The following is a 23,287-nucleotide window of genomic DNA, read 5'->3' on the forward strand; positions in this document are numbered from 1 at the left end:
GTAGTTAAGGAACTCTACAAGTTGTTCGACCGTTCAGACGTTCATTTTGGTTTTTGGAACTTTGGGCGGTTGCACCAGAGCGGCAACGTTGCGATGAAGCGTTTCATGCCGAACAGCTGTTGCTAGACCGTCGTGGATAACCTTGTGTACATGGTTTGCGGTTTGCGAAGAAAGTTTCTTCACGACCCGAAGCATTTCGTACATGCTCACAAGATGGTGGGGCGTAAGTTTTACGAGAGGGACTTGTCCAAGTTGAGGGATGATGTGATAGTTGATGAGCCACTTGTAATTTTTTGCTGTGCCAGGTCTAAGATTTGGTCGCTTGATATCAAGAAACTTGGTGAAGTATTCCTGTACAGTCTCCTTAGTCTCCTCGACGTAACTCCCGCTCCCAAGATCGGAGAGAACATTCGCTAGAGCCGCTTCAGCTTCTTTCTTATTTGTAAAGAAGGCTATCATCTTTTGCCGCCGTGTATCAGTCTCTGGATGCTTGCCCATATCGATCGTATAGGCATACGTTCCGTTCTTACGTTTTGAGATACATCTACGCCAATTCCTAGCTTACAAACGTTTTCTAATTGCAATAGGAGTACCTACCTGACACGAACGAAGCCCTGTCTGACGGGGCGGTGTCGGTTAGAGGGAGAGGATGGACAAGGAGCAACAATTGTCCTTTGCGAAACGTTTCTTATCTTGAATAGACCACTTTTCATACGGTTTAGCAAATAGCTTGGCGAAACCTCTTTCAGAGGACAGAGATTATGTCATTAGTATGACCTTGATCGAAGTATTCCACGATTGTAAAAAAAAGCGTATACTATTACCCATAATGATTTGATGCGGGTGGTGTCATATATGAATATAAATAAAAAGTATCAAATTTTTATTAGTTCAACCTATACAGATTTAATCAGCGCACGAGCTAAGGTAACAGAAACAATTTTATCGATGTACCAGTTTCCTATAGGTATGGAAATGTTCAGCGCTGGAGATGATGATCAATGGACTGTCATAAAGAGAACTATAGATATTAGTGATTATTATGTATTAATAATTGGTCATCGATATGGATCTATCACAGAGGAAGGCATTTCATACACTGAGAAAGAATTTGATTATGCGCGTGAAAAAGGACTACCTATTTTAGCTTTTATTAAAGATAGGGAAGCTGCGACAAAGCCTTCTGAAAGAGAACAAATCATGGAACTACAAAATAAGCTTGAGGAATTTGTAAAGAAAGCAACTAGAAGTAGAATGTGTAATTTTTGGAGTACTGAAGAAGAGTTGGCGTCCAAAGTTTCTATTTCATTAATGAAAGAATTTCAGGTCAATCCAGGTATTGGATGGGTTAGAGTTTCTGAAAGCAATGTTGATCAATATATTGATAATGAAATAAAAAAAAAAGATCATGAACAATTAGAGTTGGAGACCAATATTAATAATTTTCTTCTTGATAAGAAACGGCAAGGGCTAACGGATGGGACTATAAATTCATATAAAGTAGAGCTAGGAGTTTTTGAAAAATATTCAATAGGAAAACTAATAACACAAGTTGATACAGATCATATTAAGAAGTTTCTAAAATCTCGAGAAGATAATTATCGAATAAATACTAAGAGTACTATGGAAAAAATCAGAGGAGTATTACGGATTTTTTTTGAGTGGTTAGTGGAAGAAAAACTTATTAATAAAAACCCTGTATATAAAGTAAAAGCATATAGAATTCAAGAATCGAATATAGAATCTTTATTAGATGATGAAGTGAAAGAAATTCAAAATAATTGTATAACTCTTAGGGAACATGCTTTAATAAATGTGCTGCTATCGACAGGTTGTAAATTGGGCGAGATAGCAAATATTAATGTGAAAAATATTGATTGGAGTAACAATACTATCTTAATTACTAGTGCAAATCGTAGAAATAGAGTAGTAGTTCTTACAGAAGAAGCTAATAATTCTATAAAAAGGTATTTAGATTCAAGAATTGATCAAACAGATCATTTATTTGTGTCAGAAAGAAAGCCTTATGGAGTATTAAGTGAAAGAGGTATTCAAAGAGAAATTTCAATTATTGTGGGCAGAACTGCAATCTCAAAAAAAATATCTCCAATTACATTTCGTCATACATTTGCTAAAAGAATGCTTGAGAATGGTACCCCGATGTATGTGGTTCAATCATTATTAGGGCATAAGCGTTACAGCAGCACTTCAGAAACATACTTGAAACTAACGAATGATAATATTCATAAAATTGTTAATTCTCATGGCAAGTTAAATATGGAATCTTATCGTGACACATGAGGAATCGAAACATTAGTTCCAACATACCTGAGTTCAAAGGAAGGGTCATCTGACAAAGGATTGCCTTAAAACTTATTATCAGTCAGAACGGTATAATGGGTGAACGAAACCTAACGAATACGAGATGGCTCGAGGCGATTAGAAAACATAATCGACAGCTGGAGTGATTGAAGTTCGTATAGAGGGAATCCGGTTGCGGTGGGGGACGAATAGATAGCTTATTCTTTCATATAGTACGTTACTTGGAGTACATCGCTCATGTGGCGATGTACTTCTTTGTGTTGTGCTCAGGGGCGTCGAAGTCAACTCGGAGTCGACGCCGGCTCCGTATAAGTATTTTCAGCCTGACCCGGACCGAGCGTCTGATGGTATGGCTTTGATACATCGCACTTAGAGAATTGAGCGATTTTTTTATACGTTTTAGAGGAGGAGCGGCTATAGACAGTTATATTCAGGCAATTGAAAAGCTGAAACCAGCAATCCGTAAGAAACAGACTGTTCTTGTTCATGTCATAATAAGAGGAGGGCGAACCATTTTTGAGTGGCTGGAGGAGTGAGTTATATAGAAAGTGGTAATGATTTACTATAGGAAGCCGAGAAATCAATGATGAATCCATTTGGCTCCAGAAAGGTGTAAGAAATGATAAATGCCAAAGAAACAAAAAAATGGAAAAGGGATATTATTCTTTTTTTGAGCAGTCAAACCATATCGTTATTTGGTTCTGCATTAGTTCAATATGCGATTATGTGGCACGTGACGCTTACTACAAAATCAGGTCTTATGATGACGCTATTTATCGTCTGCGGGTTCATTCCTACTTTTCTGTTATCGCCGTTTGCCGGTGTGTGGGCGGACCGATTCAACCGAAAATATCTGATTATAATATCGGATGCCATGATCGCTATTGTTACGCTGCTGCTCGCTCTCACATTTTTACTGGGATATGACGCGCCCTGGTTGTTGTTTGTCATTGCCGCCGTCCGCGCGCTCGGAGCAGGTATTCAAACGCCTGCAGTGGGAGCGATATTACCGCAAATTGTGCCTGAGGATAAGCTGACAAAGATCAATGGAATAAACGGAACACTTCAGGCGCTGATGATGTTCGTTGCGCCTATTGTCAGCGCAACGCTGCTTTCCATGGCAACTATCGAAGCTATTTTCTTTATCGATGTTGTCACAGCGGTGATCGCGATCTTTACATTATTTTTCTTTCTCAAAATCCCTTTGCACCAAAAGGCGTCGGATAAACAAACGACAAGTTATTTGGATGACTTCAAGCAGGGATTAAATTATATTAAGAATCATAGCTTTCTGAAAACCTTTTTTATTTTTTTCGCCTTTTTCTTTGTATTAATGGCTCCGGCCGCGTTTTTAACGCCGCTGCAAGTCACTCGCAGCTTCGGAGATGATTATTGGCGATTGACGGCCATTGAAATTGCTTTTTCAATCGGGATGATGGCCGGTGGAGCCATAATCGCATCATGGGGCGGCTTCCGAAACAAAGTCTATACGATGACTTTCGGTAACCTGATTATGGGCGTATGCACGTTAGTTTTGGGCATTGTTCCGATATTCTGGATTTACTTAATGGTGATGGCTGTATTCGGCGTTGCAATACCATTGGCGAATACGCCAACGACCGTCTTGCTGCAGGAAAAGGTGGATCCGAATTATATGGGTCGCATTTTCGGCGTATTCGGTATGATATCGACTTCGATGATGCCAATTGGCATGCTGATTTTTGGCCCGCTTGCGGATGTGATTGAGATTGAATGGCTGCTTGTTGGGACCGGATTGTTAATGGTTATTCTGGCCATATTCTTCGCTGGTAACAAACGCTTAATTGAAGCCGGAATGCCTGCAACCAAGGAAGCATTGCAAGAGTGAGTAATGAATTTTGCAGCTGGAGTGATTGGAGTTCTGATAAGGGGAATCCGGTTGCTACAAGGGATGAGTAATGACTGAGAAATCCCGTCAGACGGGCGTTCTGAGTGCATCGCCACTTGAGGCGAGTGTCTTGGTATTGTATTTAGAATGGCCTCGATTCAACACGAAATCAACGTTCACTCTTTGAAAGTAAGCAACGATGGAATGATAACTTAGACGGTTTCATCTACCTGATGCTCAGTGCGCAAAGTCCGGCGTATATCGGCTACCTTGCAGGGCTTCCGTTTATGGGAGAAGATAAATAAACAGGGAAGACGGTTTGTGCATTCAAGGCTTGTACCGGCTGTTGACGGCTTGACTTCAACCGTAAACAGCTGTTTTTTTGACCACATAGGAAAGTTTAATTTCGCTAAGCATGAAAGCGAAATGGACTTTCTTATTGGAAATAAAGCCCACCTTTAGAATACGCACATAAAGAAAGTCAAGCGACTTTGTCGACAGTCTGAAACCACCCGTTGAACGGGTGGTTACGTGATTCGCGTTACTTACCGGAATGGCTATTTTTTTGAAACATCCAAACTGCTAGCTGTAAAGAAACGGCATCTTTAAAAAGCTGAGGATCATATCCTGTTTCTTCTTTAATTCTCTTTAGGCGATAAATAAGCGTATTCCGATGAATATATAACGCTTTGGCCGTTTCAGCTATGTTTAAATCAGATTCAAAAAAAGCTTGCAACGTCTGTATATATTTGTATGATATATTTGGGAATATTCGCTGCAAATATCTTTGTTTTAAAGCTTCATCCATTTGATGGACAAGCGCCTTGGTTTCGATATCGGAGTAAGGAATAATCAACCGTTCATCATCCCCAATGAACAGGGCAAGATCCGATTCCTGGAAAGCGATGGAGATCTTATTCAGTTCATGGACTTGGGAGGTATATCCGATTTTGAACTGGATTCCCATTCGCTCAAGTGTCTCTTTCATAAATAGCAGTTTATTGGTTGTCTTCTTCTCGGGAAGCCCGGACATCAGAATAAAAAGCCTGTTTACATTAAGAAAACCAACTAAATATTGGCCTTCACTTATGATATCTTCTATTTTTTTTATAAGTATTTGATTTTGAACCGTTCTTTCCTTGATTTCAATAATACATACGTTACGTTATAAGGAGGAGACAGCTGGATATGAAGCAAATTCAGCCAATGATCGATCGCTTCAAAGTCTGGCTCAGCTTTAATTAGCACTTCAATAATCATTTCTGTTGTCCGCTGCTTCCATTCCATCTGTAAAGCAAGGAAGGATTGTTTAATCATCAGTTCGGTTGTCATCTTCACCAAACCGCCAAATTCTTCGACTTCTTTCGGTTCCCCAGTAATTCCAATGACACCGATGATTTTATTTTGGAATTCAATCGGAAGGTTGATTCCTGTCAGAGTGCCTTCCCATTGAACTGTATTTTCACTGGTAATAATTATAGGTTTGCCTGTTCGAATCACCTCCAGAGCTCCTTCATGCACTTGTTTGATTCGCGTCGGGTCTCCGGAAGATATAATGATTCCCGTTTTGTCCATAATATTTATATTCCGGTTCAATCGGTTCATTGTTTCTTTAACTATAGTTTCTGCAATTTCACGAGTAAGCATATCTTTACCTGCCTTTTTAGAAATTGTTTAAATTGTACAAAAAAAGAAGGTATTATTAATCGATTTTTATTTAGTTTACACGATGCTTTATGCTTTATCACTATATATAATGAATAACATAGTTGAAAGCGCTTCCTTAAAAGCGTGAAAAGGGGTGTTTCTTATTAAAATTGTAATCTCACGCGCAATAAGGGGCAACGCTTCAAACGGTTGAAATCTGGATAAAAAATGAGTTATTGGGTAGTCTTAGTTCAGGGGTTCAAATGTATAACATGCCGGGAGCCGGAGCGGCATGCGGGCTTGACGGAGCGTTTCAAGCGTTCTTTCCTGCTACTATGAAGCGAGGAGTTGATGCCGTCATTGAATATTCAAGGCTCCGCGACCACTTGCGATGGGGCGCTCCGATGCGATAGAAAGAGCGCTGGAGTTGCAGGCCCAAACAGCCGAACAGGTCATCCGAACTTATACGGCCAATAAAAGCACATTTATTTGCGTGAGTATGAAAGCCCTTTCAGATATGAAATCTTCTTGCATTCATTTGGTAAGGTTATTCCCGCCTTCGTGCGTCGAATAAAAATATAGAATAGTTATTTTTACAAACGTATTCGTTAAGACACATGGTGTAATGACAGTAATATTAGGAGGGTTAAATCATGAGTAGCTTAACATATTTAGTTCTTTGTCTGCTTTTTTCTATTGCTTTAATTGTATTTCTTATTATGAAGACAAAGTTGAGTGCATTTATAGCATTGATTATTTCCGGGTTCACACTTGGTATTTTAGCGGGTATGCCTCTTGGTGAGATTGCTACTTCGTTTCAAAAAGGTATGGGGAATACCCTGGGATTCCTTGCCACTGTTCTCGGTCTTGGAACAGTTCTTGGAAAGATGCTTGAGGTTTCAGGTGGAGCACAGCGTCTTGCAAGAACATTAATCGGGGCCTTTGGTGAAAAAAAAGCTCATTGGGCAATGATGATTGTAGGCTTTATATGTGGTATACCCGTATTCTTTCAAGTTGGTTTGGTCTTATTAATTCCTGTAATATTTAGTGTTGCTCTTCAAACAAAGATGTCGCTTGTTAAAATCGGAGTTCCTGTTGCAGCTGCTTTAATGACAGTTCATTGCTTGCTACCACCACATCCTGCTGCTTTAGCAATTGTTGGAATACTTAATGCTGACGTTGGAACCGTTATTGTATGGTCCTTAATTGTAGGATTACCTGCCGCAATTTTAGGAGGCCCTGTTTTTAGTAATATAGTTTCAAGGTTTGTAAAGGTAAATCCTCCTAAGCATCTTTTCAAGAGCGAACTTATACCGGATGAAAAGCTTCCAACATTCGGAATAACACTATTTACAATACTTTTACCAATGTTAATTATGGTATTAAAAACCATTGTTGAATTAACAGCTCCTGAAAATGCTTCTTATTTACCGATCATTGAATTCTTGGGTAATCCAATCTCTGCACTTTTAATTTCTGTAATTTTCTCATATTTTAGTCTTGGTTTTTCAAGGGGTATGAATATGGAAGATATACTGAAGCTAACTGAAGGCAGCTTTGGGCCTGTAGCAGGCATACTGCTTGTTATAGGTGCAGGTGGAGCATTTAATCAGGTGCTTCAGGACAGTGGAATAGGAAAGGTACTTGGAACTGTTCTTGCAAACCTAGATATGAATCCTATAGTATTAGCATGGCTGGTTGCCCTTATAATGAGAGCTGCTGTAGGTTCTGCTACTGTTTCAATGATGACGGCAGCCGGCATAATTTTACCTCTTTTACCTAATTATCCTGGAATTAATCCAGCGATTATATGTGTAGCTATTGGTGCAGGAGCAATTGGACTCTCCCATGTAAATGACTCAGGTTACTGGACGGTTAAAGAATTCTACGGAATGACAGTACAAGATGCATTAAAGTGTTATACAACTGCTACTACTGTTGCATCAGTGGTTGCATTGATAGGAACACTGATTTTAGGAAGCTTAATTTAATGCTAAAAACTATATAAATTGAACTAACCTTTTTACTGCCTTCATTACCTTTATTTTAGGACGTAATGATATATGAAAAGTTATATAATATATCCAAAAAAAATCGTAGATTTGCATTTTTTTTGGACATCGTACATGAAGATTTATATTGATTCACTAAGTATAATAAAAGCATGATGCGGTTGAAAACGATTTCTTCGAATCAAGCTAGGGGGTGTTTTTTATTAACATTGTAATCGCACCGGATTCTTTCAAAGGAAGCGTCTCTGCTGTGGAGGCTGCTGCTGCGATCGAGAAAGGAATTAAAAATTACGTTCCTCATGCGAAAACAGTTTTGGTACCGGTTGCGGACGGCGGGGAAGGTACACTTGACAGTCTCGTAGCTGCGACTGGAGGAAAGAAAGTCCATGTGAAAGTAAAAGGTCCATTAGGTACCCCGGTTCAAGCTATGTATGGCTTGCAGGGTGACGGAAAAACATGCGTTATCGAGATGGCCAGCGCTTCAGGCATATGCCTGGTTTCTGACGACCGGAAAGATCCGATGGCGACAACAACCTATGGAACGGGCGAGCTCATCAGGAGAGCGCTCGATGACGGATGCCGGAATTTTATTTTAGCGATCGGTGGAAGCGCTACAAATGATGGCGGGATCGGGATGCTGCAGGCGCTGGGAATGCGGCTGCTTGATTCCTCCGGGGAATCCGTTGGTTTCGGTGGAGGGGAATTGGACCGAATCGCCATCATCGACGATAGCGAGTGGGATCACCGAATTGCCGAGTCTACCTTTTTAATCGCATCGGATGTGAAAAATCCTTTAATCGGTCCCAATGGCGCCACTTTCGTTTTTGGCCCGCAAAAAGGGGCAACGCCTGAAACGGTTGAAATCCTGGATAAAAAAATGCATTATTGGGCAGACATAGTTCAAAAGAAGACAGGGATTCGGATGCATGACATGCCGGGGGCCGGAGCGGCAGGCGGGCTTGGCGGAGCGTTTCAAGCGTTCTTTCCTGCTGATATGAAGCGGGGAATCGATGTCGTCATTGAATATACAAGGCTTCGAGACCACTTGCGGGAGGCAGATCTTGTCTTTACGGGAGAAGGGCAAATCGATTTTCAGACGGCGTCCGGGAAAACACCTGTGGGAGTGGCACAAGCAGCACAGAAGTTCGGCATTCCGACTTTCGTTCTTGCCGGATCCATAGGCAGAGGAATAGAAGAACTGTACGAATACGGCATTCATAGTATTCATAGTATTGTGAACGCTCCGATGTCGCTGCAGGCAGCGATAGAAAGTGCGCCGGAGCTGCTGGCCCAAACAGCCGAACAGGTCATCCGAACATATATGGCCAATAGACCCGTAAATGGAACTGTCGGAAACGAAGTTAATAAACAGCGGAATTGGTGAGAGGGATTGGCGTAAGCGGAATGGGGAGAATTGGCCGAATGCTTGTAAGAATTTTTTTTCCGACCCTATACATGTCCGCTAATGCTCCCGTGGCGAGATCTAGGAATTGATCTGGTAATCGACGCGACGGGCAAGTTCAATGATCGTACAGGGGCATCCCGGCATTTTGCCGCTGGTGCGTCTCATGTCATCATTACCGCTCCGGGGAAGCAGATGGATCTGACTGTCGTAATGGGCGTCAATGACCGCCGTTATGATCCTGCCAAGCATCGGCTTTTGTCCGCCGCTTCCTCCACGGGCTTCTTGCTCTCTAAGTCCTCCCAAGCGTAGCTAAGTGGGATCGCTGCACATGGGTTTGGGCATATTCTCCGAGGCATTCCCGCCGCGCTGCTCCGAACACCTGCTTTTTGGCTTTGGAACCTACTGAACATAGCTGTTCGTGGGGGGATAAGCAGCTGGAGTAATTGGAGTTCTAGCCATGAGAGCCCTGTTGCGACTGGTGACGAAGAGAAGGAGTAATTGACATTGTAGTATGTGACTCGAAGTACATCGCTCATACAGCAGCGATGTACTCTTTGCGCTGTATTAGGTGCCGAGACGAGCGCATGCTCGTAAACTCTTAATAGACACTATGATGTCTGTGCCTTCCTAATCTGAGTACTCTGATCCTTACGACAATTCAACCCTTTCACATCGAAGTAGAATTGTTTCGTATAGGTTGTATTTGTCGCCTATTTCGGCATGAACATCTCGCGAAACTCATCCAACTCCAACTACGTCGATTTTCTGATCATGCGTAGGATGAGACCAAGCAGCGGAAAGAAGCCGATTTTTCGATTCCGCTTAAAATCCCGCTCATTCTTCTTCGTACTTTCTTCGAATTCGTCGCTTCTCATCTTGGTGAATACACGCTGAAATATGGTTTTTTCGTATTTTTCACGCACTATCATCCATTTCTATCGTTTACCTCTACTAAATCGAAATCTACTATCCTGATGCATTGAAGCCCCCCTTCCCCCATACATTTATTCAAAATAATCAGCCGAGTGTATTTATATCGGAGAATGCCTTCCAAGGCCATTGTTTCCGAAGCAAGAGTCATGGATTCTTAATGCTTATGACTTTTAACTTTACAGTTAATGGAAAATACCAAAAAACATTCATGAATATATTATAACTTTGTTGAAAGATATTGTATTCTCTGCGCCAATTGATGATGTTAACATTGGATTAACCAAAGGACATTGGTTAAGAAAGTGAGGAGATTGTTGCATATGCAGCCATCAAAAATAACATTTTCAGCTTTTATGAAAAATTGCAGAAAGGAGACATCCATCAGTGAATTAGGGAAATTAGTAAGTGGTCTGGGATTTAACGGAATAGAACTTGCAGTCAGACCAGGTTATCAGGTGGAACCCGAAGCTGCTGAGAAAGGCATACCCAATGCAGTGAAGCAACTGAAAGAATATGGGCTTGAGGTTGTAAGTCTGGCTGCAACTCCAACGGAAGCGGTACTGGCGGGTTGTCAAGCAGCGGGTATCCCTATTATTAGAGTTTTAAAGGGGATTGACTTGAAGGTAGGATACGATGCTTCAATTGAGCAGCTTAAGAAAGAAATGGAAGAGCTTATTCCATTGTGTGAAAAGTACAAAGTTGCGATTGGATTACAGAATAGTTGTGGCGCAATGATCTCCAATTCAATGGAAATAAGAAATTTTATCCAGAGCTTTAATACGGATGCCATTGGGGCGGTTTGGGACAGCGCTCACAGTGCGTTGTGCGGGGAAGAACCGGAACAAGGCTTAAGTATTATATGGCAGCATTTGAAAATGATAAACCTGAAAAATGCCTATTACAGAAGAACAAATGGATTTGAATCCGCCCCTATTTGGGAAAAATATTTTACAACGGGTGACAATGGTCTTTCAGACTGGTCGAGAATTGCCGCCTATTTAAATGAAAGAAGCTTTTCAGGAAGTATTTGTTTTGCCCATGAGTATACGGATCAGGAGCAGCTTCTCAAACATCTTAAATATGATTTGGATTATGCCCGCAAGCTGTTTATTTCCTAATAACAAGTGCCTGTTATAAGAAAAATAACTGATCAAGGGGAGCTATCTGTCATGAAGAATGGTCAAGTATCAGAATTGAAAAAAACAGTATTTGTCGCTTTGAGCATCATGCTCGTATTATCACTTCTTCTTGCAGGATGCGCAAGTAATAAGGGGACTGACAATGATCAAACAACTACACCAAAAGCAAAAGATAAACCAGTCACAATTGATTTTTGGTATGAGGGATCAGGTCCGTCAAGAACCGAGCTCTATGAAGGAATTATTAAAGAATGGAATGAAAAAAATCCTGATATTATCGTAAAGGGAACCTATTTAGCACTTGATTCAGCAATGGAAAAGCTTAAAGTTTCAATAGCTGGAGGGGTTACGCCTGATATTGTCACCATACAATCTTCCATGACGTCGGAGTTATTTAAACAAGATATATTTGTACCTTTGGATGAAAAGTTTAACGCATGGGATGAGAGTAAACTATTTATCGATGACTATTTAGATGTTATAAAAAATGCAGATTCAGAGGGTAGATTGCTTTCGCTACCACAGGCTGCCAATATGTATGGCATATGGTACAGAACAGATGTATTTAAAGAAAAAGGACTTGAATCTCCAGGAGGATCTTGGAATACCTTCTTTACGAATATTGAGAAATTGACGGATAAGTCAAACAATACGTACGGACATACGATAAGGGGCGGGAACGTATCGGTCATTCAATTATTAAACCCCCTGATAGCCTATGTTGGATTGCCCGACTTCTTTGATGCGGAAGGAAAAGCTCAGATTTTAAGAAGCCCTGAAGCAGTTGAGTTTATTAACAGATACGCAGATGTGTTTAAAAAGGGACAGGCACCTCAGTCTTCCTTAACTGCCAGCTTTAAAGAGATGGCTTCCGACTTCATTTCAGGAGTATCCATGTCATATGTTCACAACTTAGGCTCATTCGAAACGGTTGGAACGGCATTTAAACCTGATCAATATGGATTTGCTGTGTTCCCTAAGTCACCATCCACTGGGAAATATACTTCAGTTAAACCTACTGTAAAGTCTAACGCTATATTTAAGGCATCTAAACACCAAGATGAAGCTTGGGAATTTATGAAGTTCTTGGCTTCCAATGAGTCAAATACAGCGATAAACTCGCTTATTGGTGAACTGCCCGTTCGTCAAGACACCATGGAAGCTGAATGGGTTCTATCCTCTCCTCATCTTAAAGAGGCCATTCCTTTCCTAGCTGATAACGATAAGTTAGCAGTACGCAATCCAGACTATTTAGCAGAATTTAACACGATTACGAAACAAGTTGGAGAACCAAATTTCCAATCCGTGTTAACAGGGAGTATGACAGCAGAAGCCTTCTTAGAAAAACTAGCAATAGATTTTGAAAATGCTTATGCAAATCAAAAATAATAAAGAAATATAGGAGTGGGAGGAAGCATATGAATGGCGCTATGAAATATCAACAAGGGCATGGTGTGAAAATTTCAGCCGCAATTAAGCCGAATGCTTCAGACGAGGAAATCAGTTTTTTACAACAGATTGGGGTTAACTATTGTTATACATGGATTCAACCTGAACAGATGAATTATGATTTTATATCGAAGCTCAAAGAGCGGTGCAGTCGTTACGGTATAACATTATTTAATATTGGTATTGCGTTTTATGGTAAATCTGCAGCCATTCAGTTGGGGCTGCCTGAAAGAGACGAACATATTGATCAATTCAACAAATTTATTGGAGTTTTGAGTCGCGCAGATATTCATACTACAACGATTACTTGGGAACCGAGCGGATTTGGAGCTTTATGTACGACGGCAGATGGCCAAGCCGGCAGCACGTTATATTCACCTGTTGGCAGAGGCGGTTCTATAACAAGGGCTTGTGATTATTCCATTCTAAAGGATATGCCTTTCACGCACGGGAGACAGTACTCAAGAGATGAAATCTGGACTAACTTTGAATACTTTCTGAAGAAGGTTATTCCTGTTGCGGAGAAGGAAGAAGTTCGAATATCGTTGCACCCCAACGATCCTCCCGTCCAAACGGCCCGAGGCATTTCATCTCTGATAACATGCATGGATGATTACCGGAAGGCATTTAAGCTCGCGAACAGTGATTTCTTCGGAATGGAGCTATGTGTCGGGTGTTGGCTTGAAGGAGGAAATGCGGGTTTTGGCGATATAAGAAAAGGAATTCAAGAGTTTGTAAAGGCGAATAAAGTATTTATTGTTCACTTTAGAAATGTGTCAGGAGTTATGCCTTATTTTGTAGAGACATTCGTTGATGACGGCTATGCCGATATGTATGAAATTATGAAGTTTTTTGTTAAGGCAGGATATAATGGAACGCTTGTATTGGATCATGCGCCTACTATAGCAGGACAAGGGGAAAACGGTGAAATTCTTACTACTGCGTATTCCCTGGGATATATTAAAGCCTTGCTCCAAGCAGCTGAATCAGAAAATAATTAAAAACATGTCGGAGGCGGATGAAAAATGGCATTAGTAGCATATGAGCAATTGCTAGGCGAAATTAAAAGAGTTCTCATTAAGTATGGAGTTAATGAAGAAAAAGCTAGTCTAATAGCGACAATATATGCAGAAAATTCTCTTGTTGGCGTTTACTCTCATGGAGCTAATATTTTTGTGAATACCTGCAAGAGAATATTGGAAGGTACAGTGAACGCAAACGCCGAACCCGAAAAAATCGGCGGACTCGGAGGCTTTGAGAGATGGGAAGGAAACAAGGGATTGGGCCCTTATAATTCCTATACCTGTGCCATGCGTGCGGCGGAACTGGCCAAAGAATTTGGGATCGGTTGTGTTTCCTTAAGAAATAACAACCACTGGGGCAGAGCCGGCAAATACAGTTCACTAATTGCCGATCAGGGAATGATTGGCATATGCGCGACAAATGGAACCTCTTGTATGGCAACTTGGGGAGGAACCACAAGCAGGATTGGCAATAACCCATTGACAATTGCAGTTCCACGGGAAGGCGGTAATGTTGCTGTCGACATGGCATTTTCCCAGTTTTCCTTTGGGCAGCTTAATAACCATAAGGTAGCAGGGAAATCATTGCCGGTTCTTGGAGGATATGATGAGAGTGGAGAAATGACCACCGATCCTGCTCAAGTTATGGAAACAAGAAAATTATTGCCTGTTGGATACTGGAAAGGCGCCGCTCTGGCCACACTTATCGATCTTGTTGTTTCTTGCGCATCTACAGGAAATACAACGAAACAATTAGATGAATTCGGCGCAGACATCAACATTTCTCAAATTTATATTGCGATTAACTTTGCTGCTATTGGCGGACGGGAAGAAGCCATGCAAATCGTTGAGGATACGATCGCATATGTAAAGGATACTGAAATAGCTCCTGGTTTTGAGTCGGTTAGATTCCCGGGTCAATCCTTGATTGATACCAAGGAGAAAAACCTTAAAGACGGTATTCCATTAAATGATGCAGTATGGGAAAACTTGTTATCGTTATAATAACCTTTGTTTCGTCCGAGCCCCGACCTGGCATGCCCCCTTCGGTCGGGGCTTTACAAAAACGGCATTGAGCAAGGTGCAATGCCGTGGAAAGGGAGGGAAACTGATGGAATCGATCACCTTATATACAAGCAGGCATTCCGATTCCGATTACCATTTTTATCGTATGTTTACGGAGCAAACTGGGATTGTCGTAAATGTGATAGCTGACGGAAGTGATCAATTGATTCACCGGTTAGAAATGGAGGGTATCGGCACAGCGGCAGACCTGTTAATGACCGGAGATGCAGGTAATTTATACGTGGCCCAAGAGAAGCAATTGTTCCAGTCTGTCGAGAGTGAACGGTTAAGGCGGAATATACCGGAAAAGTTGAGAGATTCGGATAACAAGTGGTTTGGATTGACCAAAAGAGCACGTGTAATTGTCTTTAACAAGGAGAGGGTCAACCCGTCAGATCTTTCAACCTATGAAGCCTTGACCGAGCCGGAATGGAAAGGACGTATACGGATGCGTTCATCCAAAAACATATACAACAAATCACTACTCGCTTCATTTATCGAAATCATGGGGGAAGAGTATGCCAAGTATTGGGCGCGAAGCATCGTAAACAATTTAAGTAGAGAGCCTGGAGGGGACGACTTCGACCAGGTGAGAGAGATTGCCGCTGGACTGGGCGACGTGTCACTTATAAATACTTATTATGTCGTCAAAATGCTGTACTCTTCAGACCCCGAAGATGTTAAGGCTGCTGAAGCTATAGGTGTGTACTTCCCGAATCAAGGGGGTACGGGAACTCATGTCAATTTGAGCGGTATAGCATTAACGAAGTACTCAAAAAATAAAGAAGCTGCTATCCGCTTCATGGAGTTTCTCTCGGATGAAGCCATTCAGACATCATACGCGGAAACGAAATATGAGTATCCCGTCCATCCCAATGCGAATCTATCCAAGCTTTTGCAGTCGTGGGGAGATTTCCAGGAACAAGAGATATATATGGATGCTTTGGGACGAAACCAGCAGAAGGCGATTCATATATTTGATCAAGCCGGTTGGCAATGACTGATAGAGATAAGCTCTCTATTTCGAGGAGGATGTTTATGAAGGCTATTGAAGTGATTCGCCCCGGAGAGATTCATATTATAAATAGAGAAAACTACGGTAAACCTGCAGCGGATGAAGTCATTATAAAAATGAAAGCGGCAGGTATTTGCGGTTCTGATATTCATATTTACAATGGACATTCGGCATTTGCAGTGTATCCCAATATAATGGGGCATGAATTAGCGGGGGAGATTGTTGAGGTGGGGGAGAGCGTGACTCATCTTCAGAAGGGGGATAAGGCGGTAGTCAACAACGTCTTGTCCTGCGGTACTTGTTATGCTTGTTCTATTGGCAGAGAGAATGTGTGCAGAGAGGTTAAGGTTCTTGGCGTGCATGTTGAAGGCGGTTACAAAGAGTTTTTGAAAATTCGCGGAAAAAATGTTTATAAAATTCCAAATACCGTACCTTGGGAGCACGCTGCGTTAATTGAGCCCTATAGCATTGCAGCTCAGGTTATTGATAGAGGAGGCTTGTCCGAGAATGACCATGTGTTGATTTGTGGAGCGGGTCCGCTTGGATTGATTACTCTTCAAGCGGTAAAGAGACTGAATGTAAAGGTTGCAGCTGTGGATATAGTGGAAAGCAGACTCGAAAAAGCTAAAGAATTGGGTGCAGATCTCGTTATAAACACTAAGAAAGACCCGCTTGTCGAAACGGTTATGGATTTTACGAATCAAGAGGGGGCAAGTTTTATTGTTGAATCAACGGGGAATATCGCTGTACTTGAAATATGCGTTTCCGATCTTGCAGCTCAAGCAGGACGAATCGTGGTGCTGGGCTTTCCTAAAGAAAAAGCAAAAATCAGTCCATTTGACATTATGAGACGAGAGCTCGACATTATCGGCTCGAGATTGAATAATAACAAGTTTCCTATTGCCATTGAATGGATGGAAAAAGGAGAGGTCGATCCCGAAAAAATTATTTCCCATAGATACAGTTTTGATCAAGCCAAGGAAGCAATGGATTTGATTAATGAAAAACCAAATGAAGTCATTAAAGTAGTTTTGCTATTTTAAGGAGGAATGAACGCGTGAGAATCCCGTACGAAGAAATGAAAAGCGAATTCAAACGAATTTTTATGGAGAAAGGGTTCAATGAGGAGTCAGCAGAGCAAGCTGCGACATCTTTTGCCGATAATAGCTGTGATGGCGTGTATTCTCATGGTGTAAACCGCTTTCCAAGAGTCGTGCAGTATATAGAAAAGGGTTATATTAAACCGAATGTCAAAGCTACAAAAATTGGCGGTTTAGGCGCATTGGAAAACTGGGATGGTCATTTAGGATTAGGAAGCTTAATTGCGAAGCAATGTATGGATCGAGCTATTGATCTGGCATCACAATATGGTATTGGTTGTGTAGCTATAAAAAATAATAATCACTGGATGAGGGGCGGAGCGTATGGCTGGCAGGCGGCTAACGCTGGATGCATTGGCATTTGCTGGACCAATACCCAGCCGAATATGCCTGCATGGGGTGCAATGGACAGAAGGATCGGTAATAATCCTTTGATTATGGCTATTCCTCGTCAAAAGGGACATATTGTTGTTGATATGGCAATGTCGCAGTACTCTTATGGAAAAATCGAAGAGTATAAATTGAAAAATAAAGATCTTCCTGTTCCAGGCGGTTTTGATTCAAATGGGGCTATCTCTACCGATCCTGCAGAAATAGAAAAAACATGGCGCATGCTTCCTGTCGGTTTTTGGAAAGGATCAAGCCTTTCGATCGTTTTGGATTTGATATCAGCGGTATTGTCAGGCGGGAATACGACTGCAGATGTTGGCAAGCTGGGCGGTGACGAATATGCCTTATCGCAAGTGCTTATTGCTATAGACCCTACCAAACTTAATGACAGTGAAAATATTGAAAAAGCATTAGACGAGTCTATCGAATATATAAAATCTTCGTTACCGGTTTCGGAAGACGGGGAGATCTATTATCCCGGTGAACGGGCAGCATTCACCCGAGAAGATAATTTAAAGCACGGCATACCAGTGGATGATGAGGTTTGGAGACAAATAACATCTACGTAAAACGGAAGGAGAGATTTCTATGCTTAGAAGGCTGGAGAATATTAATTTTAAACAACTGCACAGACAATTAACGCCATATTATTTTCTTTCTCCTGTAATTGTGCTCATGCTGGCTTTTGTCGCTTATCCAATATTAAATGTATTTTACTATAGTCTTCAGCATTATAATCCCGTTACTCCAGGGGCAAATGGGCTTATTTGGTTTAATAATTACATTGAGCTTTTTAAGAATGACAAAACGTTCTGGCCCTCATTAATTGTGTCTGCAAAATGGGTATTCTTTGTTGTTTCCATACAATTCATTCTCGGGTTGGTATGTGCACTTGTGCTTAATTCTAAATTTAAAGGCCGCGGCTTTATGCGATCTATCACATTTGCCCCATGGGCGCTCTCAGGAGTAATGATAGCTATTATATGGTCTTTAATATTTAATCAACATATTGGTGTCTTAAATGACTTTCTGATGAAAATAGGCATTATCAATGAACCTGTTGCGTGGCTGGCAAATCAGTCTTCCGTCTTTGGCTCTGTAGTAGTTGCAGAAGTGTGGGGAGGAGTCCCGTTTTTTGCAATCGCTTTATTGGCTCAGCTGCAGTCGGTTCCTAATGAATTGTATGAATCATGTGAAATTGATGGAGGAAATTCCATAGCTAAATTTAGATTTATTACGTTTCCATTTTTGAAGGATACCATTATATTAACCACTCTATTAAGGGCTGTATGGGAGTTTAGCACAGTCGATCTTATATTTGTTCTTACCGGTGGAGGCCCAATGAATATGACATCGACCCTAAGTGTCTATTTAACTAATGTTGCCTTTAAAACGAGTAATTTTGGTTATGGTTCTGCGATTGGCGTGGTTACATTTTTTATAATGTTAATATGCTCGCTGGTGTATCTGAAGCTAAATAAATTAACGGAGGAAAATTAAATTATGAATACAAAAACAAAAAAGATCATACATAGATTCATTTTCCTCTATATACCGTTAATAGCTACGATTACCTTTATTATATTCCCAATTTACTGGACGTTAATTACAGCCTTTAAGCTTGAAAGCGATATTGTTTCCAGACCTGTATCTTATTTTCCGAGATCCTTTACTTTTAACAACTTTATTGTTGCCTGGAACAGTGTCGGCTTCGATAAATACTTCTTGAATAGTGTTATTGTATCGGGTACCGTATTAGTAGGTGTGGTTATTCTTTCGATCTTGGTGGCGTACCCTCTTACCAGATTTAAGTTTAAGGGAAGAAAAGCATTTTTTATTATTTTATTGTGTACACAATTTTTGCCTATGGCTATGATGATTATACCTTTGTTTATGATTTTTAAATCAATGTATCTTATCGATTCTTTGGCTTCGGTTATCATTGCAACCATAGCATTCAAACTTCCATTTATATCACTTTTAATGGTTGGTTTTATGTCTAAAATTCCAGTTGAAATAGAAGAGGCCGCTATGATCGATGGTTGTAACAGACTGCAGGGGTTATTTAGAATTATACTGCCCATCCTTCTTCCAGGCGTAGTCGCGGCAAGCTCATTCGCTTTTATTTATGCATGGAAAGAGTTTTTATTTACCTTTATGTTTGTGAATTCACCTTCAAAATTAACGATTACGGTCGGCTTAAGTTCTATGCTGAGTGAATACAGTATTTCGTATGGTCTATTGGCTGCGGGTTGCATTATCGCTATGATTCCCCCAATTCTGCTGTTTGCATATATTCAGAAGTTCCTTGTTCAGGGGATGGCCAGCGGTGCAATTAAAGGATAAATGGCTATAAAGATTGAAAATCCGAATGTGTTGTAAATTTCAAGGTGAAATGAGTAAGTAGCAAGCCCTTGCACACAAACGGAAGGAATGAAGACGAACATGAATAAAATGATACAATATATTAAAAGATCTCCATTTAAGAATTTGATATTATTTGTCACCATTCCAATTATCTCTATCGGCATATTATTAAGCAGTGTCATATCCTACTATTTAATTGAAGATAAAGCAAAGAATATGATTAGTCAAAGCGCTTTGAATACAATATCTCAAGCTTCTAATTATATGGGGGTTCAACTGTTTAATGTATTTGAAACGTTCTACAAATTTGAGAAAGACAAGCTTGCTTTAGATTCTAATCTGAACGCATTGAGTTTTAAAATGAGCAATGAACAATATATTGATTTTTATAATAGCCTTATTAGCATTTATATGGATAATGAAAATATGTTAGAAAGCGTATTTGTAGGCTTTCAATTTGCTGATGGCTCCAACCAGTACATTTACTATAGCAAGGATAAAATTAATATTCATTCTCTTTCCTTCACAGAGCAAGTTGGGGACTATAAGCTAAATTCGGCAGAGGCACAAGATTATGTGTGGTCTATCAACAAAACAAATACTGTTTTTAATAAAGACAGAGTAAGCCCCAATGCTTTAAGCCTATATAAAGTAATAGAGTTTCCGGAATCAAATGTAAAATGCTTACTTTATTTTGGATTTAAAAATTCATTTTTTGAAGAAATTCTGTTTGATAATATGAACATGGAAGATTTCTATACGGCTCTCATAGCTGAGGATAAAATTGTTTTTTTTCCGGAATATAAGAACAATAATATTCAGGAACCTCATGCAAGTAAATTAGAGAATTTAACAAGTGAAAATGGGATCACCAGCTTAAAGATAGATAATGAAGATTATCTCTTTATTTATGACACGATTAATATGCCGCAATGGAAGTTCGCATCCGTTATCAAAGAGTCTGCATTATATTCCTCTATTGATCAACTATTTAAAGTGTTTGTAAGCGTATTCATTTGTATTCTGATTCCGTTGCTAATATTAGCATGGTTAAGCGCAAATATGATTACCAAGCCGATTAATAAGTGGGTAAAGGAGATCGAAATTATTCAAGATGATAATTTTGATATTAAATTTGATGATAATGTATGTTATGAAATTACGAAAATGAATCGAGGCTTGAGACATATGGTTAGCAAAGTAAATCGGTTGCTTGCCAATGTTCAAGAACAAAGTGAAAAGAAGAGAACTTTAGAACTGAAAGTATTGCAAGAACAGATTAATCCCCATTTTCTATATAACACATTATTTTCAATACAAGAACTTTATAGCATGGGTGAATCCGACAATGCTGCGAAAATGATGAAAAACCTGGCCAGTTTTTTCAGACTATGTCTTAGCAACGGGGACGAGATTGTTACAGTTAAAAAAGAACTGGAGCTGATTAGCGACTATCTTGAAATTCAAAAAATGCGGTATAGCAATATGGATTATAAAATTGAAGTGGATGAAGAAATACTGAATTTCAGTATTGTGAAATTGACCCTGCAGCCTATCATTGAAAATGCGATTCATCATGGCATTAATGGTGTTAAGATTAGCACAATTATCGTACAAGGCTTAATTGAAGAAGATACTTTAATTATAAAAATCATGGATAACGGTAAAGGGATTCCTAAAGATAAGCTTGCACTGATTAATGACTGCCTGCAAACAGGAGACTGGAGCCCAATGACGTCTTCGTATGGTATCAAAAATGTACAAGAGAGATTGCTTATCTACTACGGAAGACCGTTTGGATTGTTATATGAGAGTGAATTAGATAGGGGTACAATAGTAACTATCCGTATTAATAAAATATGGGGGAGTCCAGTATGAATACTATCCTGATTGTTGACGATGAAGATATTATTAGACGCGGACTAACTGCAACAATAAAAAAACATGGTATGGATAAATTCGAAGTGATAGGGATGGGCCATAATGGAAGCGAAGGACTAGAACTTATAAAAAGGTTTAATCCTGATATCGTGTTAAGCGATATTAAAATGCCCATAATGAGTGGTCTTGATATGTTTGAACAATCCAAAAAACTTGGAATATCTCCAAAGGTCATTTTTTTATCAGGCTTTGATGAATTTGAATATGTAAAAAAAGCAATGAATTTAGAAGCGGAAAACTATTTGTTAAAACCTATTTCACCCACAGATCTTATGAGCGCACTTCAAGCTGTAGCAAAACAAATCTCGGATGAGAATATTCTAAAGCGTCAGATTTACGAGAATATGCCTGTAATGAAGCAGTCATTTATCCATAATCTTTTAACAAAGCCGCCTATTGAAGATAAAAATATATTGGATGATATTGGATTCTACAATCTTCAGATTTCTGAAGGCAGCTTTCTTGTGTTAATTTTTAAAGTGGACGATTATAACAACAAGGATTATCTGGATACGATCATGGACAATGAACTCTGCAAATTCGCTGCTTACAATATTTCAACTGAGCTTCTATCTAATGAGTACAAAACGGTCACTTACTATTCGGATAACGACGAATTTGTTATTATAATCAACAGTACGGCAGTGGAAGATGTGGATGTCTCCAAAGTGTACGATATTGGATATGATATTTGCGAAAAAGTAGAGAAGCTTCTTAAAACCACTGTAACAATTGGAGTAGGACGCTTTTATCAAAGTTTTAGCGGAATATCCAAATCATATTATGATGCTGTAAACGCTATAGAATTCAAACATATTCTTGGTAAAAACAGAATTATAACCATTGAGGATATTAACTTGTTCGGTAGAACCGAAAATGCGGATCACGAATTAAACAGTTACAAGGATAGATTAATTCTGGAGATCAAACTTAGAGAAAAAGAACGTGCGGTGAATACTCTTAGGGAAATACAAGACTTGTTGTTGGGGGATAAGAGTGTTTCGCTTAGTAAAATAAGAATTATTGCCATTGAGCTTCTTGTTATGGTTATAAAGGAAATGAGCAACTGGAGCAATGATCATACAAAGAGCTTTCAAAACAGTTTGCACACGGTTGCCGAAAAGATCAATTCATTAAATACGATATATGATATATTCAACACGCTTTCTGTCATTTTGAATGATATTTTTTCTGTCCTTAATAAGGAAAGCAATAATCCGCAAAAGATGATGGTTGAACAAGCTGTCAGCTTTATTGCAGAAAACTATAGTTCCGAGAGCTTGTCATTAAGGGATGTCGCCCGACATGTCCATATTAGTTCTTCCTATTTAAGCACAATATTCAAACAAGAGATCGATGAAAACTTTATCGATTATCTGACAAGAATACGTATGGAGAATGCAAAGCTGCTGCTTAGAAATGAGTCATGGAAAGCTTATGAAGTAGCAAGCAAGGTTGGATATAGTAATCCGCAATACTTCAGTCTATGTTTTAAAAAATATACAGGACATTCGCCATTACAATTTAAAACATTGGATCAAATGAAATAATTGAAGATCACGTTGAAATACAGGGAGTCAACATTCGCTCTCAGAAAATACTTTTGTGAGCGG

At 39.8% G+C, this 23,287-nt stretch carries 19 protein-coding genes and 1 pseudogene; 17 read left to right on the forward strand and 3 right to left on the reverse strand.

The annotated features are described in order from the left end of the window. Positions 1–33: 33 nt before the first annotated feature. Positions 34–540 carry a tyrosine-type recombinase/integrase gene (locus RCO25_RS17015; protein WP_308997383.1) on the reverse strand — a complete coding sequence of 169 codons (507 nt, stop codon included), beginning with the start codon at positions 538–540 and terminating at the stop codon, positions 34–36. A 315-nt stretch (positions 541–855) separates the two neighbouring features. On the opposite strand from RCO25_RS17015, the gene RCO25_RS17020 reads away from it, so the two are divergent. Further along, positions 856–2,301: a tyrosine-type recombinase/integrase gene (locus RCO25_RS17020; RefSeq protein WP_308997335.1), complete on the forward strand. Its 1,446-nt coding sequence runs from the start codon at positions 856–858 to the stop codon at positions 2,299–2,301. 640 nt (positions 2,302–2,941) lie between these two features. Further along, complete coding sequence (locus tag RCO25_RS17025) at positions 2,942–4,189, forward strand: MFS transporter (RefSeq protein ID WP_308997336.1); 1,248 nt, start codon at positions 2,942–2,944, stop codon at positions 4,187–4,189. A 541-nt stretch (positions 4,190–4,730) separates the two neighbouring features. Here RCO25_RS17025 and RCO25_RS17030 read toward each other — a convergent pair. Both RCO25_RS17030 and RCO25_RS17035 read right to left on the reverse strand, forming a co-directional pair. After that, positions 4,731–5,156, reverse strand: coding sequence for a PucR family transcriptional regulator (locus RCO25_RS17030; RefSeq protein WP_308997337.1), 426 nt, complete (start codon positions 5,154–5,156; stop codon positions 4,731–4,733). A gap of 140 nt (positions 5,157–5,296) precedes the next feature. Next, positions 5,297–5,836, reverse strand: a complete 540-nt coding sequence (locus tag RCO25_RS17035) for a sugar diacid recognition domain-containing protein (protein WP_308997338.1) — start codon at positions 5,834–5,836, stop codon at positions 5,297–5,299. Between the two features lie 263 nt (positions 5,837–6,099). On the opposite strand from RCO25_RS17035, the gene RCO25_RS17040 reads away from it, so the two are divergent. From RCO25_RS17040 to RCO25_RS17110, 15 genes and pseudogenes are all read left to right on the forward strand, one after another. After that, positions 6,100–6,249, forward strand: a complete 150-nt coding sequence (locus RCO25_RS17040; RefSeq protein ID WP_308997339.1) for a glycerate kinase — start codon at positions 6,100–6,102, stop codon at positions 6,247–6,249. A gap of 240 nt (positions 6,250–6,489) precedes the next feature. Beyond that, entirely contained in the window at positions 6,490–7,827 is a 1,338-nt protein-coding gene (locus RCO25_RS17045; RefSeq protein WP_308997340.1) for a GntP family permease, read from the forward strand. A 223-nt stretch (positions 7,828–8,050) separates the two neighbouring features. After that, complete coding sequence (locus RCO25_RS17050; protein WP_308997384.1) at positions 8,051–9,232, forward strand: glycerate kinase family protein; 1,182 nt, start codon at positions 8,051–8,053, stop codon at positions 9,230–9,232. Between the two features lie 75 nt (positions 9,233–9,307). Then, positions 9,308–9,529 (forward strand): annotated as a pseudogene (locus RCO25_RS17055) (type I glyceraldehyde-3-phosphate dehydrogenase); the annotation flags it as partial. A 977-nt stretch (positions 9,530–10,506) separates the two neighbouring features. Next, complete coding sequence (locus tag RCO25_RS17060; protein WP_308997341.1) at positions 10,507–11,304, forward strand: sugar phosphate isomerase/epimerase family protein; 798 nt, start codon at positions 10,507–10,509, stop codon at positions 11,302–11,304. A gap of 51 nt (positions 11,305–11,355) precedes the next feature. Then, entirely contained in the window at positions 11,356–12,714 is a 1,359-nt protein-coding gene (locus RCO25_RS17065; RefSeq protein ID WP_308997342.1) for an ABC transporter substrate-binding protein, read from the forward strand. 29 nt (positions 12,715–12,743) lie between these two features. Further along, positions 12,744–13,775: a mannonate dehydratase gene (locus RCO25_RS17070; protein WP_308997343.1), complete on the forward strand. Its 1,032-nt coding sequence runs from the start codon at positions 12,744–12,746 to the stop codon at positions 13,773–13,775. A gap of 24 nt (positions 13,776–13,799) precedes the next feature. Then, the gene (gene yiaK / locus RCO25_RS17075; protein ID WP_308997344.1) at positions 13,800–14,801 is read left to right on the forward strand and encodes a 3-dehydro-L-gulonate 2-dehydrogenase; all 1,002 of its coding nucleotides are present in this window, start codon (positions 13,800–13,802) and stop codon (positions 14,799–14,801) included. 106 nt (positions 14,802–14,907) lie between these two features. Then, positions 14,908–15,861, forward strand: coding sequence for a Fe(3+) ABC transporter substrate-binding protein (locus tag RCO25_RS17080; RefSeq protein WP_308997345.1), 954 nt, complete (start codon positions 14,908–14,910; stop codon positions 15,859–15,861). A gap of 38 nt (positions 15,862–15,899) precedes the next feature. Next, positions 15,900–16,919: a zinc-binding alcohol dehydrogenase family protein gene (locus tag RCO25_RS17085; protein WP_308997346.1), complete on the forward strand. Its 1,020-nt coding sequence runs from the start codon at positions 15,900–15,902 to the stop codon at positions 16,917–16,919. Between the two features lie 14 nt (positions 16,920–16,933). Beyond that, entirely contained in the window at positions 16,934–17,935 is a 1,002-nt protein-coding gene (gene yiaK, locus RCO25_RS17090) for a 3-dehydro-L-gulonate 2-dehydrogenase (protein WP_308997347.1), read from the forward strand. 19 nt (positions 17,936–17,954) lie between these two features. Further along, a complete protein-coding gene (locus tag RCO25_RS17095; protein ID WP_308997348.1) occupies positions 17,955–18,866 on the forward strand; it encodes a carbohydrate ABC transporter permease in 912 nt (303 codons plus the stop codon). Positions 18,867–18,869: 3 nt separating this feature from the next. Beyond that, entirely contained in the window at positions 18,870–19,712 is an 843-nt protein-coding gene (locus tag RCO25_RS17100) for a carbohydrate ABC transporter permease (RefSeq protein WP_308997349.1), read from the forward strand. A gap of 99 nt (positions 19,713–19,811) precedes the next feature. Beyond that, positions 19,812–21,611 (forward strand): sensor histidine kinase, encoded by a 1,800-nt coding sequence (locus RCO25_RS17105; RefSeq protein WP_308997350.1) that lies wholly within the window; start codon positions 19,812–19,814, stop codon positions 21,609–21,611. After that, positions 21,608–23,224: a response regulator gene (locus tag RCO25_RS17110; protein WP_308997351.1), complete on the forward strand. Its 1,617-nt coding sequence runs from the start codon at positions 21,608–21,610 to the stop codon at positions 23,222–23,224. Before RCO25_RS17105 ends, RCO25_RS17110 begins: the two co-directional genes overlap by 4 nt. The last annotated feature ends 63 nt before the right edge of the window (positions 23,225–23,287 follow it).

Origin of the sequence: Paenibacillus sp. LHD-38 (genome assembly GCF_031157315.1) — a bacterium.
GTDB lineage: Bacteria > Bacillota > Bacilli > Paenibacillales > Paenibacillaceae > Pristimantibacillus.